The sequence below is a fragment of the Ruegeria sp. CJ6 genome (genome assembly GCF_056536665.1).
In genome coordinates this window covers 130,087-145,709 of the sequence record NZ_JBQFQB010000008.1, presented here as the reverse complement: position 1 = coordinate 145,709, position 15,623 = coordinate 130,087, and the positions used below count along the sequence as shown (strand labels likewise).

General features: G+C 57.7%; 6 protein-coding genes. 1 reads left to right on the top strand and 5 read right to left on the bottom strand.

Annotated features, from left to right (window positions below):
- Window positions 1-98 precede the first annotated feature (98 nt).
- Genes ACR0BT_RS19425 through ACR0BT_RS19415 form a run of 3 tightly spaced genes read right to left on the bottom strand, consistent with a single transcriptional unit; the run spans window position 99 to window position 3,353 of the window.
- Window positions 99-848 (bottom strand): N-formylglutamate amidohydrolase, encoded by a 750-nt coding sequence (locus tag ACR0BT_RS19425; protein WP_480763876.1) that lies wholly within the window; start codon window positions 846-848, stop codon window positions 99-101.
- Window positions 845-2,545: a Na/Pi cotransporter family protein gene (locus tag ACR0BT_RS19420; RefSeq protein ID WP_480763875.1), complete on the bottom strand. Its 1,701-nt coding sequence runs from the start codon at window positions 2,543-2,545 to the stop codon at window positions 845-847. The genes ACR0BT_RS19425 and ACR0BT_RS19420 overlap by 4 nt, the downstream gene beginning before the upstream one ends.
- Window positions 2,546-2,549: 4 nt before the next feature.
- Window positions 2,550-3,353, bottom strand: a complete 804-nt coding sequence (locus ACR0BT_RS19415) for an inositol monophosphatase family protein (RefSeq protein WP_480763874.1) — start codon at window positions 3,351-3,353, stop codon at window positions 2,550-2,552.
- A gap of 375 nt (window positions 3,354-3,728) precedes the next feature.
- Between ACR0BT_RS19415 and ACR0BT_RS19410 the strand changes: the two genes are divergently transcribed.
- A complete protein-coding gene (locus ACR0BT_RS19410) occupies window positions 3,729-5,258 on the top strand; it encodes a sulfatase-like hydrolase/transferase (protein ID WP_480763872.1) in 1,530 nt (509 codons plus the stop codon).
- Between the two features lie 23 nt (window positions 5,259-5,281).
- Here the strand turns inward: ACR0BT_RS19410 and ACR0BT_RS19405 are convergent, their stop codons facing one another.
- The gene (locus tag ACR0BT_RS19405; protein ID WP_480763871.1) at window positions 5,282-8,641 is read right to left on the bottom strand and encodes a Tc toxin subunit A-related protein; all 3,360 of its coding nucleotides are present in this window, start codon (window positions 8,639-8,641) and stop codon (window positions 5,282-5,284) included.
- 19 nt (window positions 8,642-8,660) lie between these two features.
- On the bottom strand, window positions 8,661-15,608 hold the full coding sequence (locus tag ACR0BT_RS19400; RefSeq protein WP_480763869.1) for a neuraminidase-like domain-containing protein: 6,948 nt from the start codon (window positions 15,606-15,608) through the stop codon (window positions 8,661-8,663).
- Between the last annotated feature and the right edge of the window lie 15 nt (window positions 15,609-15,623).

Genomic DNA, 15,623 nt, shown 5'->3' with positions numbered 1-15,623 from the left:
CATCAAACGGCCCTGCATGTCAACCAGACAAACCAATACCGTATCAATCTCGCCAGACGAAACCTCAGCCTTCAAATGCTCAAATGTCAGCGTCGCGCTCACGATGCGTCCTCCCTGATCGTGATATCGTTCAGCGCCGGTTCAAGCAGCGCCAGTATGTCCCGGGACATGTTGGCAACCTGTATTTCATTGCCCAAAAGATCATTGCGTACTTCGATCATCACATTGGCCAGCCCCCGGCTCAGCGCATGGAGACGGAGCGAATGCGTTACACCGTCAGCGGGGCCATAGGGCTGATTGCGTTCCGTGCGGCGATGCGGGATCTGATCCATATGATCCAGCATGGCATCGACCAGACGGCTGTCCTCGTCATGGAGAAGTCCAAGTTCAACCGCGCGCGGCTTACCAAAATAGACTGGCGTAAAGGAGTGAATAGTCACAACGACTGTATCCGGACCACGCGCATCCAGAACCTGTGCAACAGCCTGACAGAACGGGGCATACACTGCCTGGGTACGTGCATCGCGTTGCGATTGATCGAGGCCCACATTGCCCGGCACTTCGATCAGTTCTGATTTCTCGGGCATTGCGCTTGCCGCCTCGGGCGGACGGTTGCAATCATAGACCAATCGCGAGACGGTCGAGGCCACGACCGGAGCATCAAGCGCTGTCGACAGCGCCCGTGTCAGCGCCATTGCGCCCGGATCCCAAGCAGCATGGCTGACGCGCGCGGATGCGGACAATCCCAAGTCATCAAACTCTGACGGAATGCGGTTGCTTGCATGTTCACACAGCAGAACGACGCGCCCAACGCCCGCCTGGTTCAGGATTTCGACCGATCCGGTCATCCTTTGACCTCGGTATCCGCATCCTGTTCCATCTGCGGCATTTCTTCGATCAGACGCGTTTCAAGCAACTGCCCATTGCGATACAAGATCGGATAGGCAACCGCCGCGATATGGCTGTTGAATTCGCGAAAGGCGCGCAGGGTTTCGAGGTGGATGTCACTGGTTTCAAAGCTTTCTGCGCTGCCATGTTGCAAGCGTTTAAGGTGGCGTTTGCGACTGTCACGCTCGGCCCGCTTGATTTCGGTTTTTTCCAGGCTCAGCAGACGCGCGCTTTCCAGATCGTCCGAGATCAGCACGTTCGAGGCCAGTTTCAGGTTGGCCACAATCCCCTCGTGCATTTCGACCAGCTCTGACCAACCTTCTTTCGAGAACGCGGCCCCCTTTTTGCGCATGTCATCCGCCAATGCCGTCAGGCGTTTGGCCACCACGTCGCCCGCGGTTTCCAGGCGAATGGCATATTCCATTAGGTCCCGCGCAATCTTGGCATTTTCCTTGCCGAACGCATCAGCGGGGATAGCCGCCACATATTGCCGGATACCAGAAAGGCAATCGTTCACATCAGTATCCATGTCCCGAATGGCCCGGATCTGCTCCTTGTCGCCGCTGCGATAAAGCTCCAGCGCAGGCCGGAACATCGAGCCAACCATATCGCTCATCCGCAGAAGCTCGCGTTTGAGGTTAGACAGGGCCTGATTGGGTCTGCTGAGGGAGTCGAGATCAAGTGCGCTGATCGGTTGCCCGGGCTGCGCGCTGCTTTCAGGACTTTTCGGATCGGGCAGCAGTTTTTCGAATGGCGCGCACAGCATGCCGCAGAACGGCAGTGCCAGAACCAGAAGCGAGGCGTTGAAAATCAGATGTGCATTCACCAGCATCTGCCCGCCTTGCAGATCGCCCAATACTCCGGTTCGCAGCGCCAGGTTGGCAGCAAACAGCGAGACAATTGACCAACTGCCCCGCAGCGCCAGATTAGCGAAGGGAATGCGCCTTGCAGACAGGGCCATGCCGCGTGTCAGCCAAACCGGGATGAAGGCGGACCCGAAATTAGCACCCAACACCAGCGAGAGCCCGGCGGCAAACGGGATCGCCCCGATTTGCACCAGGGTCACACACATCAAGATCGCAGCGACCGAAGAATGCATGACAAAGGCCAGCGCTCCACCGACCAGGAACGCTGTGATGTAATCACGCGCAAGATACTCGGCGATGGCGGGTAGAAAGGCGCTGTCACGGATCGGGTCCATCGCCTCGCGTAGAAAACGCAGTGAGATCAGGATGAATGCGACACCCATCAGAATACGGCCCAACTGGCGCGGTTTCTTGGCCTCTGTCTTGACGAACAGATAGCCACCGACCGCAAGCAGTAGCGGCACCAACCAATCCAGTTTGAAGGACAGAACCTGAATGATCAGCGCCGAGCCGAGATCGCCACCCAGAACCATCGCGAGCCCTGTCGGAAAGGCCAACATCCCGCCCGCCGCAAATCCGGCGGTCAGCAATGCAACCGCGGCCGAGCTTTGCAGGACGACGGCCATTGTAAGCCCTACCATCGAGGCCTGCGCATAGCTGCGCTGCCCCGTCATCACCCGCTGAAACGATGCACCATAGCTACGCTCGATGCCCGTGCGCACCATGCGCACAGCGTAGAGCAGCAGCATCGTTGCACCAGCCAGACTTATGAGGAAACTGACAATCGCCATTCCGTTATCCGTTCACCAGATCAAGCAGCTCGGAATGCAGTTGCGGCGTGGCCGCCGATATGACTCGGCCGTCGGAGTTCAGACCTAGCGGCTTACCCTCCCAATCGCTCATGATCCCGCCCGCAGCTTCAACTACGGCGGAAACCGGCAGATAGTCATAAGGCTGCAGATCATAATCGATGACCGCATCAACATGGCCCATCGCAAGCAGTGCATGCGGGTAGCAGTCATAGGCAAAGCGTCGGGTCTGTCCCGAATTCATCAACCGATCAAACAGGGCCGGTTGATCCCGGTAAATCTTGTCGCCTTCGTTGACGAAAAAAACTGCGTCGCTCAATTGGCGTGTAACGCTGACCGAGACAGGCTTGCCATTCAGTGTGGCCCCTTGACCTTTCATGCCGATCAGAAATTCGTTCAGGGCAGGCATGCCGATCACCCCCAATCGGGGAACACCATTCGTGAGATATCCCAACAGGAACCCAAACAACGGATGCCCCGACAGGAATGACCGGGTGCCGTCAATGGGATCTACAATCCAGACATTCTGCCGATCCTGACCTTCGAACCCCTGCTCTTCGCCAAAGATACCGTCATCTGGAAAGTTCTCAGCCAAATATTGTCGCACAACGGCCTCGACACCCTTGTCCGCCTGTGTGACCGGGCTTTCGTCCGCCTTGAACTCAACCCCCAAACGTCCCCGAAAGTACCCGCGCGCAGCCTGCGCGGCGATATTGGCGATTTCGGCGGCGTGAATCGCGATATCTGACGTACCTTCGGGCGTTGCAACGGTATTTGGTGGGGTTAGCATCTGTTTTTGTCCCTCATTGCAATGCCTTAAGCAGTATTCAGAGACGCCGTCATGGTACAGGTAAACTGGATGACTAACGGATCGCCATTGCACATGGGTGTTCCGGTTGTATCGTCACTCTGCGATGCTGCATTACGCAACATCTTTTAAGCATCAACGTCACAAAACCCCACACAGCACAGCAACATTAACCCACAAAAAACAACTTATTCAACCAAATTATTCCGTTTTTGGTTGATTAGCGGTTTCGTTTGTGGATTTTTGAGCGGTGGGTATCGCCATTCCGAGGCAAAGCAGGCAATACCGCCGCGTAGTTTTGGCAGGAATACACGCGCAGGGCCAAGGATTCGGTTCAGCGATCAGGAGCACCGGGATATGACAGACAAACACAACGTCCTGTTTATCATTACCGACCAGATGCGGGCGGATTGTTTGTTTGGGGCATTGGAGGCCCATGTTGACCTGCCTCACATGCGCGCATTGATGGAGGACAGTGTTTCTTTCACGCGGCACTTTTCCGTTACCAACCCCTGCGGGCCATCGCGCGCCTCATTGCTGACCGGGCAATACGCGATGAACCACCGGTCGGTACGAAACGGCACGCCCCTGCGCCACGATGCACCGACCATCGCCAGCGAGATGCGCAAGGCAGGGTATCTGCCGATGCTGTTTGGATATACCGACACATCACAGGACCCGCGCGTGTTTGATGCAAAAGACCCGGCGCTCAGGTCATATGAATTCCACATGGCCGGTTTTCAGGAAATGCTGGAAATGCGGTTGGAGATGTCATTCCCATGGCGTTCTCATCTGAAAAACCGTGGATATGAGTTCGAAAACTATATTGACGTGTTCAAACCGATCGCACCCGATGGCGGCCAGCCTGCACTGAATGACCCGGCCTTCTACGCAGCCGAGGATAGCGACACGGCCTTTCTAACCGATCGGTTTCTGGAAACCATGCCGGCCTATGCGGATGATGACCGGGGATGGTTTGCACATCTGACCTACATTCGCCCGCATCCACCGCTGGTAGCCCCGGCACCATATAACCGAATGTATGACCCTGCCTCGCTACCATTGCCATCGCGGTTACCAACCGCCGAGGCCGAAGAGGCGTTGCATCCGTTTTTCGCTCCGGCACGGGCCAACAGCACGGTTGCCGGATTTGTTGAAGGCTTCCCGGACCTTGAGCCGACGGACGAGGTAGTGCAGACGCTGCGCTCGATCTATCTGGGTCTTGCCACGGAGGTAGATCATCATATCGGCCGCGTGGTTTCGTTTTTGAAAGAGACAGGGCAGTACGACAACACGTTGCTGGTGGTCACCGCAGATCATGGCGAGATGCTGGGGGATCGACACAGTTGGGGTAAGATGTCGGTTTATGATGCGGCCTATCATACACCCTTGATCGTGCGCATGCCCGATGGAGCCCGTGGCAAACGGGTCGAGGCACCCACGGAATCGATTGATATCGTTCCGACGATTCTCGAATGGATCGGGCAGACAATACCGGATTCCATGAATGGGCATTCGCTGTTGCCCTTCCTTCAGAGTGAATCCTCAACCCCGGCTGACTGGCGCCGCTATTCATTCTCGGAGTTGGACTTCGCTGATCCGCTGAACCCAACCCGCTGGCAACGCGAACTGGAAACGGGGTTAGAGGACAGCTGCCTGAGCATCCTGCGCGACAACCGGTTTACATTGGTTGAGTTTGCGGCTGATCTTCCGCCCATGCTGTTTGACGGTGAAGGGCAGGGTGAGATGGAGAACGTGGCAGAACATCCTGAACACGCCGCCACATTGGCGCGCATGACACGCGACATGTTGCGTCACCGGATGCGGAAAATGGACAAGACCCTATCAAACTGGATGATCACACCGGATGGTCCGCGCCATCCTTGACGTTCCTATATGGCTGAGGATCGTCAACCACCCCACGTTACAGTCATCAGCATATCCTCGAACTCTGCGGTGTCGAAAAACAGCACGATCTCACCCGTTGGGCCTGCGGGTAACGGAACCGTCGCCAACTGACCAACCGCCAGATCGCCCAGTTCCGGACGGCGGGTCAATGTGTCCTGAACCACACCTCCGTCGCTGGTATCAGAACGATCAGACACCGTGATTGTTGCCGGAGCAGCATCCAGACTGCTTTCAGCAAAAAGATCGCACCGTTTGAGCGTCGTGAGGCGACCAGCCGACCAATAGGGATAGTGCTCGGGTCGGAGTGTCAGCCGCAGCTCGTGACGCCCACCCGCAGCGGGTGTTTCGCGGCGGAAGCGTGCCCATTCTGTCGGGAACTCGTGCCGCAGTGAAAATAGCCGCACATTGCCCACAGTCCCGTCTGCCGCAATGTCAGCCTTCAGTTGATCAACGGCTGCATTGCGCACAGGCCCACCGCCATCCCGCGCAGTGTAGCGCAGGTGCAAGACGACGTCCGAGATCGTGTCATAGTCGAACTGCTGCGGATCGCCCTGCGTTGGGTCCGCCGGCAGCTCTAGCCGCCACTCGCTGACTGCGCCCACATTTTCGAATGGTAAATAGCGATCATCAGGCATGCCCTCGAACTGACCGGTTTCCATTTGCGCCGCACTGAACACATTGCTTTCGGCGCTGTGAATATCGGCGAAACGGTCGTCTTCGGGGCCCGTGCGAACATAGCCATCCCCGATATCCGGTCGTTGCCGGATGCTGCTCTTGAGATGCACAAGTTTCGCATGGGTTCCTATATAGGGCCCGGAAACACAGGGCAGGCTGAGCGCAACACTCTTGATCCGGCGGAAGTAATGGCCCGGCCCATCCAGATCGAACTGGGCCTCGGGGATTTTAAAGGTACACCGACCTGTTCTTCGCAGATTGACCAGGGCCAGCGGATCGATTTGTAGCAGGCTGACATGTTTGGTCAGCTCGTATTCGTTGCGATTGTGCTCGTGATACGCAAGCTCCATCCGCTTGACGTCCAGCAGCAGCGCCTCGCCTGAAAGAAGCCCCTTGCGACCGCCATCCCAATAGTTGAACTGCACCAGAGTTTTCTGATCCAACTCGGGCCGCATCAGTTCGGCTTTCATGGTCTGCTCGGCGCGTCGCGCGGTATCGAAGGCAAAGCGGTAGTACTCGTAATACAGCTTTGACAACTCGCCTTGCAGCCAGCCATAGAGCTCTTCGTTGGTGTATTTGTCCTGCAAGAAATCGCGGGTCTGCTCTGTTAGACGGATTGCCTTCTTCAAGTTCAGGTATTCGCGATGCTGCGCCTGTTCCGCGATCAACGATGTCAGAATCTGACGCCCGATCTGCATCACATCATGGGCCGCCAGATTGTGCTGCAATATCCATTCATCGGCGCGACGTTCATAGGCGGCAGTGCGGGCCGCCATCCCGGCCTGATCACGGTTCCAGTCCGCGATCATCCCGGAAACATCCCCCGCGATCCGCATGACCGAGGACAGCACGGTTCCCACCTTAAAATCGATGGTGCCGCCGAGACCCCAATAGTGCAGATCAAGTTTCGGGTCGGGGATTGGGGTAAGGGTTGCTGAAATCGAGTGGAATACCGATTTGGCCAGCGTTGTGTCCCGGGCTATTGGAAGCAGGATGTTAAGTTCTTCATTCTCTTTTTTCGACAGGTGAAGGTCTCCGTCCCCGGTTTGGCCTGACGTCTGCGCGCCATCGCCATCGCCCGAACGCTCAAGATCGGGAAACTCCAGCCGCTGAACCGGCACGTCATATTCCGCAACAAGTGCTTCGTAGGCTTCGTCGAAATTGGCCTTTGTCAGGGTCTGACGGGTCAACTCAAGGGTCTCGGGCGCATTTGGATCAGCTTCCTGACCCAGCAGGCGCTTGTAATAGTTCAATCGCTCAAGCGCCGCGCCACGACTGCCTATCAGCGCTTGCGTCGCTGCCTCGGTGTTTTTCCATTGAAGGTAACGAAGATCGACCTGCAGTTTCTGCAAGCTGACTTCGTGACCTTGCCGCAACAGGGCCAGTGCCTCGGCGTCGCGTTTTTCCAAGGCGGTCAGCAAGGCCGACCCGATATTGCGGACCTCTCCGGCCAATTCCGCCGCCTTCTCGATCAACACGCGCGAGCGGACGGGGCTGACCGGTTGATTCAAACCCGAAACGACAGATCCGATATCCAGCCCAGCCGCCGCCGCCTTGACCAGCATTCCGGGATCGATCGGCGGGTCGAACAGGGCAAGCGGACGAACCTGCCCTTCGATATCCATACAGTTGCGGATTTTGAACAGCCGGTCGGCAACCGTATCCCAATAACCCAGCAGCTTTTCATTATGCGGGATGCAGAAATACAACGTGCGGGCCATACCGAATAACGGCGCAGCGCTGTCGCTGGTGCCCGCACCTGTTGGCGTTGTGAAATTGAAGGGGAACGCGCCTTCAAGCTCAACCAGTGCATTGCCCATCGGATCAAGCCCTTGCGCCCGAAGTTGCGCAAAAGTCCGAGGTGTGGTTGTTCCACCCGCAGGCGAACGCTGCGGCTTGTCGCCCAGCAAGTTCGAGGCGAGCACATAGATCTGAAGCGCTTCCATGATAGCTTCGCGCGTGAATTGCTGGAACAGGTTGTCACCCCAGGCAATCAGATTGTCGAGGTACTTCATCACCACGTGCATCATGAATGAAATCGTCCGTGTGCGCGCGACTGCAAAGGGCTGAAACGGGGTGTTTCGCACCGCTTCATACCCATTTAGGATCGCTTCTTTCTCGGCCAGCTCCGCGTCGGTGCATTCGTCGTTTGGTTTGCTGAGCAGGGTCAACAACGTATCGATGGATTGGGCTTCGCCCTCGCGAAAGGCAAGGAAACGCCAATAGCGTGTGGGCACCGGTACATCGGGGTCATTCTCGGTCGGATCGAAAATCAGATGGAACCAGCGTTGCGCTTCGGCGAAACGTTGGGTCTTGGACAAGTGCACCGCAATGGTCAGCGGCACATGGAACATCAGTTCCCAATTGTAGTTGGCATAAGGCCCACCCATCCGCGTGTCGATTTCCTTCGGGAACGAATGGATGTCGATCTTGTCGGTTTCCTGTGGGGAATAGAGGGAATTGAAGAATGACTTGCGCAAGCTTTTGTGAAACTCCGGGGACAACATCCCGGGCACACCCTGTATGTTCAGACGCTCGATCAACTCCGACACGAAGGGGTGGAAGAAGTTTTCAAACGTGTAGTCCCAGTGTTTTTCATAGCTTATAAGCTTGATCTTCTGGGGGCCGAAAATGTCCTGATCAAGCAGGTGATGATAGCCGTAAGTGCTGATCTTGCTGGTATCCATGATCAAAGTCCTTTCCGGATCAAGTGCGACGCATGCGGACGGTGCTGCCCATCGGGCCGATGTCGCGGTCGCCAAAGCGGACCGTGCCACCGGTGCCCAGCGCTGTATGGACAAAGGCGTCTTCGGTCACGAATGCACGAAGAGTGCTCAGGTCGGCGCTGCCAAAGCCGGGGATTGCAGTCACCCGTTCAATCCGGTCGGGCTGCTCGGCAAGCGGCTCGAATGCCAGCACCATGGTATCGATTGTCGGGTCAACTTCGGCCACGCGGCCAAAATCAAGCCAGGTCACAACTTCGACGATCCGCTGCTTCGTGGACACGTAGAACACATGTCGCGGGTCGGCATAGAAGAACGGCGACTCCCAGGCTTCTCCATTGGTCGGGTGATGCGGCTGTGTGGCCTGATCGGGCGCCTTATTGGACAGCAACCGATGCGTGATCCCGTCATTGGAATAGATCGCTGTAAGGCGGTTTGACCCGGTCGACGTAATACGTTTCGGCAAGAAATGCGGCGCCTTCTTGGGTGAGCGCGTATCGGGTGTGCTAAACGTGTTGTACATAAAGAACGAAACGCCCAGCCAATCCTTGTACGAGATCGATATCCGCATCCCGTTGGTCCATGGGAATGAAGACAGGCGGATGCCTTTACGGAAATTGCGCATCTCTCGGGCTGGCACGTTTTCGCGCAGCAACAGGGGCTCATCAGGATCCGAACTGCGCGGCGGTTGCCACACGCCATCCACCCGTTCGGTCCAGTTCAGCATGACCTTGACGTCAAAGGTGGGTTCATCAACATCCATCAACGATGACGCCTCAACCTCGGCCAGCGGTCCTGATCCGGCATTGGGTGTTCCCCGCGCCGTGTTTTCAGGCATCATCTTGATCCAGAACAGGAACAGACGATTGTTCCAGACCAGCGGCATAACCGGATTATCCTCGATATCCAGCGGGATTTTCTCCCACGCGCTCCACGAGCCGTAGGCACGGGTTCGGTGGTAATAACTGCGCTTGGCCCCGGCGGTGCGCCCGATAACATGCAACACGTCGTCTGCAGCACCGGGATCGCCTTCGATCTGGTAGAGACCGCATACTTCCAGCTTGGCTACCTCTTCCAGTTTCTGCAGATACCCGATCAGCGAGGTGGCTGCGCGTTCCTCGGTGATGTCACCCTGCAGCAATTCACTCATCGCCTCGCGGAAGAAGGGTGACTGGTCGTCGCGCAATTCCGGCTCCATCCAGTTTTCAGGGTACAGGAAGATTTTCCGGTTTGCCTCCCACACGCGGTAACGCTTCATCCACTCCCAATGCTTGGACCGAAGGCTGGATGCAGCCACACGGGGTTCAAGGTTCATCAGGCAGCGCTCGGTAAAGATCTGTACCGAGGACAATGCGTGACGAACCCGCGAAGTGAGCATGCACGGCTCCATCTGCACGTCCATCAGGAAGTATTCGAACAACTTTTCGGGCGTGTTGATATGCGCCGCATCCGGACGCCCGCGCAGATCGTGCAGGATATGCGCCACCAATGCATCACGCTGGCGCTTGCGCAGGCGGTCATTGATCGGTTGCAGGATTTTCAGCCAGTCATCCGGACTGTAGCGCGCGCGAAGGGCAGCCCGGAAATTCCGCACAATGGGTCCGGTTGGGGCGGGTGTTGCGGCGTCGATTAGCGCTGTCGCCGGAATCCCAAGTGCCGTCAGCCATTGGGCGATGTCATGAAGCCGCTCCAGAACGGCCAGATCGCCAATATCGGCTGGGGTGAGTCCGAAATGTACCAACAGGGCGGCGATATCCACGGGATCCCAGCGCGTGACTTGGAACAACTCAGCCTCGGCGTCGGCTATGGCGACTGCTGGATTCTCGGCTATCGAGACCAGCCGGGCATTTTCAGGGGCATAAGCCGCCTTTAATCGCGCCATGCGCAGGTGGGCCGTTAGCACCCCCATCAGCGCGGCAGAGGTCGGATCATCAGGTGTGCCGGTGACGGGCAGGCTGTTTGGCCAGGCCGCACCCGCAATCTGCAAATCGCCATGTGTCGTCAGGTGCAAGATCTCAGCGACGTCAAGTTTCAGCGTTTCGGACAACCGGGCAATGCGGCGCGTGCGCAAGTAGGCCGCGCCCAGATGCGATACCGGATCAGCCGGGTAGAGATGCGAAGCGCCGATGACCTCAGTTCCTCGGCCCGGTGCACTCCAACGCAACGCCAGTCGGTCGGTCACATTGGCCACGCCCAGCGCGATTTCGACCAAAGTGCCTGCGCGAAGCTCGATCGCGTTGGTGTTTGACCATATGCCGCCCGCCTCGGTCAGAGGAACAGGTTCGCCTGCGATGCTGAGTGTCACGGTCGCGCCCGCATCAGCTTCGACAGCAATGTTGAAGAATCCGTTTTCAGGCGCTTCCAGATATCCCCGTAACTGGATCGAAATCGAAGAACCTGGTGTGGTTTGATTGTCTGGCAGCACTGTTCCAGTGGAGGCGAAATCAATCGCGCCAGATAAGGTTTCGACCCGCGCAGGCGGTGCAGTGTGGGCCGGACCATCGCTGATTTCAGCACTCAGACCCCCGGATTCGAGCATCAGGGCATCCTCAAGCGCGGAGCTGGCCGGATCAGTCGCCGCATGCAGAACCTCGGCCTTTTCGAACAGGACGGCTGCCAGATCAGCCTCAACCTCGATCGCAGTTCCCAAAAGCTGCAGCGCTACCTGACGTTTCCGTCTTGAGATCAGCTGCGGCAGGATGCCTTCCAGCAGGGCGCGATAGGCCTCGGCCTTTGGAGCGACTGAACTGCGATAGGCGTCGTGCAGCGGCAGCAGCTCGGGGAAGCGGGTGAAAAATGGCTGTGATTGTGCCTCGCTTGCGTTGAACAAAGCGTCAATTGCTGGCGTGAAGGCAGCAGGTGTCCCGGCGACGGCCTGCAGGGCATCTCTGACCGTGGTCGACATGAGCCCGTTGAAAACCAGAACCTTGCGGAAATCGTCATAAGCGATTTGATCGGGCGCCTCGGCCAGGATCGCCGGCTCTAACGCAGGGGCAGAATGGTCATAGGTAACCTCGGCCGAGGATGTGGCCTCCAGATATCCGAAGAACTGCTCGGTCGCTTCGGCCCCATAGACCAGAGCCATGTGGGACCGGGCAATACCGCCATCGGGATCGTCCACCAGAACAAAGTCATTGGTGATCGCCGCAAACCCTGCACGCAGATCGCGTGCCAGGGTCGTGATGTTTTCTGCGGGCGGTGTCGTCTGGCCACTTGGGTCATGGTTCAACAGCAGCGCCAGCGCTGTTTCCAGCGACAGGCCTAGCTCGGACAGGCGATGCACCAGATCGATAACCGTCAGCAGAGCGGGTGCAGTGGCGTCTTGCGGGCCATAGGGGTCAAGACCGGTGGCTTGCAGCAAACGCTCCAATCCCGGCACGCTTTGCTCAAGCGCGCGCGCCAACCAGCCGCGACGGTAGATTGCGCTGACCGTCTCAATGGTCAGGGGTGTCGTGTCATCGAACCCCAAAACAGCAACGATCCGGTTAAATTCCGGACCCGTCAATGAAAAGGCCGCGCGCAATGTTTCAACCTCGGGCAGCAACAGGGCCGCAGGGTCTGTAAGCACGCCGCCAAAACCATCTTCGGCAAAGGCGGGGTTTTCGCGAGCAGGCCGCTGGAACATTTCACGGAATAGCGCGGCGGTTCCATTGGTGCTGATTGGTCCAAAGAGGGCCAGGATCGGGCGCAGCGCGTCCTCGGGCCTTAGCTCCAGCGCATCAAGGGCCGACATGGCGATGCCCAACTGTGGCAGGAGCTCGGCAAAGCCGGCGTCCATGCGAGCCAGGTCCACCTGCGCGTCGGCGCCGTCCGGCATCTGGTTCGTCGGATAAAGCGCCGAGATGATAGCATCCGTGTCGGCAATGCTAAGCTCCAGAACACGCCACAGGCGGACGAACCGGTTAATCCGGATAAAGTCATTCCATTCAAGGCGGTTGGACAGCGGATCAGGGTCTGGGTGACGCAGTTCAAGCGCGCTTAGGTCGCACATATCCGACGGGTCTTGCGGATTTGTAAGCACGATCAGACCCATGATCCGGTCGAAAGTAGTGTCATCAAGCAACCATGCCTCGATATCACCGCCAAAGCGTTCAGGCTCGACCCCTGCCGCCATCCGGCTTTGTAGTTCTGCGAAGTTGATCGCGCCGTCCCGGAAGGCCCGGATATCGTCGAAGCCCAGGCCAAGATGCTCAAGCTTCGGGATCAGCGCGGCTCCGGGGTTCACGAACTCGGTCTTTAGGATGTTCACGAGATCAACCGGCGTGATCTCGGTGCGGCGGCACAGGTCGCGCACGCTTTCCAAGCCATCACGCACTTCGGCTGCGCTGGCACCCGCATCAAAACCATAAAGCGAATGCACTGTCAGATCGGGTCGCGCTGACCCGGCAACCGACACGCTTTCGGTCAGGACGGCGTTGAGACCGCGCGAGATGTTCAAGCGCTGCAGCCAGATGTCGCGCCATCCGTACGGTGCATCGTCCAGCGCGTCTGACGAACGCAAGTCGGCCATAACCCGATGTAAAGGCGCGTCGAAACGATTGAACAGGGCCTTCAGTGCCTCCAACGAACGGTCAAACGGCAATGGGGCAGGGAATTGGGTGGTGGCCAGCGTGGCATAGGCGGCATCGCGGACAAATTGAGGGCTGGCCAACAACTCTTCAGGCGGTGTTTGACCATCGGTCGAATGACCCTGATATCCACCCAAAGACATGCCGTTGACAACGAAATGCTCCAGCACCTCGTTCACCAAGTCGATGTATGGCACAGGCGTCAGAGTGTTTTCGCAAGTCAGAGGCAGGTGTTGAATATCAGGCCGCCGATCAAGCAACACATCAAGTGGATTGGTGAAGCCGTTCGGAATCTCGGTCGCGGGGCGATCGAGAAACAGCAGAAGATCGACAAGATAGGCTGCGGGGCTGAGGACTGACCGGCAATGCTCGCATCCGCAATAATCCATCGAACCGAAAAGCTCTTCTAATGTGGAGTATGCGAGCACATCACCAAAATTGTCCGACCCGCCCGGGGTAGGGTTCAAAAACCCGTCAGCAGCGCCCACGCTGGGGCCGATCGCTGGCATAATCCGATGAGTCATATAGGCGGTGGCCAGATTCAGAACCGCTCCATGGACCTGTTCGGCCTTGCGGTAGATCTGCATCGCGACGGCCTCGTTCAGAACGGCCTTGTGGGCGCGCAGGAACTCATCTTGTGGCAGCGCCACGACCGCATAGGCCGAATCCAACCCTGCAGCCAGCATGGCATTCATACTGCTGTCGTCGGGCGAGATCTGATAGACCCGCTGAATGCGTGAGATTTCGCGCACCACTTCTGGCGGTTCGTCCAGCGCATTTTTTGCAATAAAGCGCGCAACGGGCTGCTGACCTATCTGGAAGGTATCGGCATGTTTTGCGAGGAATTCATGAACGCTGTTCGACAACCCGGTATCGACCAATGGCGTCTCCTGCGCCCGGACCATTTCCGCAACAACCGCAGTCGGGAAAGACAGCCGCACCTGAGCGGCCATGAATTCTGCATAGTTGGCGCGTCTTTCGGCGGCATCCCGGCCCTGAACTGCCTCTGGCACGGGGTCGGTATCATCCATGATCGCGGCCCAGGCGTCGGCTTTATGAAAACCCGCCTTCACTAGGCCTCCCAACGTACCGTCCGCATCGCCATCGGTGTCACGGTGCAAGCGTTCGACCAGCTTGGAGTTGTTGAGCGTCAGATAGGCAAGCTTGCCATCGGTCTGCAAACGGGTGGCTTTGTCCTGACCCAACTTACCCTCTACCTCGGTCCAGAATGTATCGAGATCATCACCATGCGCCGCATGGAGCGCGGCAAAAGTTTCACGCTCGTCATCCCGCGTCAGCGAAAGTGCAAGCAAAGGCTGCATTCCGGCCAAAGCCCCGGGAGGGGGCGTATCCAGCCGCACGCGCGCGGAAACTTCGGTAAATCGGGCAAGGGAGGCATCTATCTGATCCGCCAGTTTGGCGTCGATCAATCCTTCATCCAGCGCGGATTTCCAGATTTGCGCCACTTTAGCAGGGGGCGTGCGGAAAACCGCGGTGTCATCGGCGGGAACACCTGCACGTAAAAGCGCATAGAACAGGCCAGAGTCGATGCGTTGACCACGCCGTCCAGCGGTCTTGTCAGACAACTGTTGGGATAGCGACGCCAGTGCCACGGCGCGCGCGTCCCAACCTGTTTTATTGGCCAGATATGTGATGTCCTGACGGGTGTCGCTTTCTTCAAGTTTCGACAAGGCACCGTTGAACTGACCAGAGAGCGCCTTGGTCAGTGTGGCGTGTTCTGAAGACAGTTTTGCGGCACTTTCAGCAGGCAGAACCACGGAAAGCTCGGAATCCGGTCCGGCGTCATATTCCACCGCCGAAGCGGCAACCACATCGTCATTCAAACGCACCTGCACCTGAAGGTCTGGTGCATCCTTGCCGCGCTTGGTTATCTGATCTCCGGTAAACACAATCTCGAAGGCACCGCGTTTACCGGCTGTAGCCTTTCCCAGTTCAACGTCGCCGCCGACACCTTTGTCGACAACAACAACAGCAAGGCCATCAACAGCCGCACTTTGCGCACTTATGACGCGACCGCTGACACGGTAGGTGCCAAAATCCGTCGGTGTGTCCAGTCGAGCGACCAGATCGTTAATCACAGCTGCCGTTCTTTTATCGACACTGCCGGTCGGGGACAGATCGGCCTCTTTCTGAACCAGGCGAACGGCTTCAGAGGTGCCTTTTCCGTAGGTCGGTGTGCGGCCATCCTTTTCGCGCGACACGATATCGGCCAGCGCTCGGCGCGCGCTGATATCATTGGCCAGCAGCAAGCCTTCACGCAGCAGTGCCAGCAAAGCGGATTGCAGATCGCCCACCGTAGCGCGGCGCATTCTGGGCTTTAGCGGATGCGTAACTTTGGTCATGAGGAGGTACCCTTT

Bases quoted from the DNA above. Each gene is read 5' to 3' on its own strand.
- ACR0BT_RS19425 (WP_480763876.1), bottom strand. From the start codon at position 848: ATGACCGGATCGGTCGAAATCCTGAACCAGGCGGGCGTTGGGCGCGTC.
- ACR0BT_RS19420 (WP_480763875.1), bottom strand. From the start codon at position 2,545: ATGGCGATTGTCAGTTTCCTCATAAGTCTGGCTGGTGCAACGATGCTG.
- ACR0BT_RS19415 (WP_480763874.1), bottom strand. From the start codon at position 3,353: ATGCTAACCCCACCAAATACCGTTGCAACGCCCGAAGGTACGTCAGAT.
- ACR0BT_RS19410 (WP_480763872.1), top strand. From the start codon at position 3,729: ATGACAGACAAACACAACGTCCTGTTTATCATTACCGACCAGATGCGG.
- ACR0BT_RS19405 (WP_480763871.1), bottom strand. From the start codon at position 8,641: ATGGATACCAGCAAGATCAGCACTTACGGCTATCATCACCTGCTTGAT.
- ACR0BT_RS19400 (WP_480763869.1), bottom strand. From the start codon at position 15,608: ATGACCAAAGTTACGCATCCGCTAAAGCCCAGAATGCGCCGCGCTACG.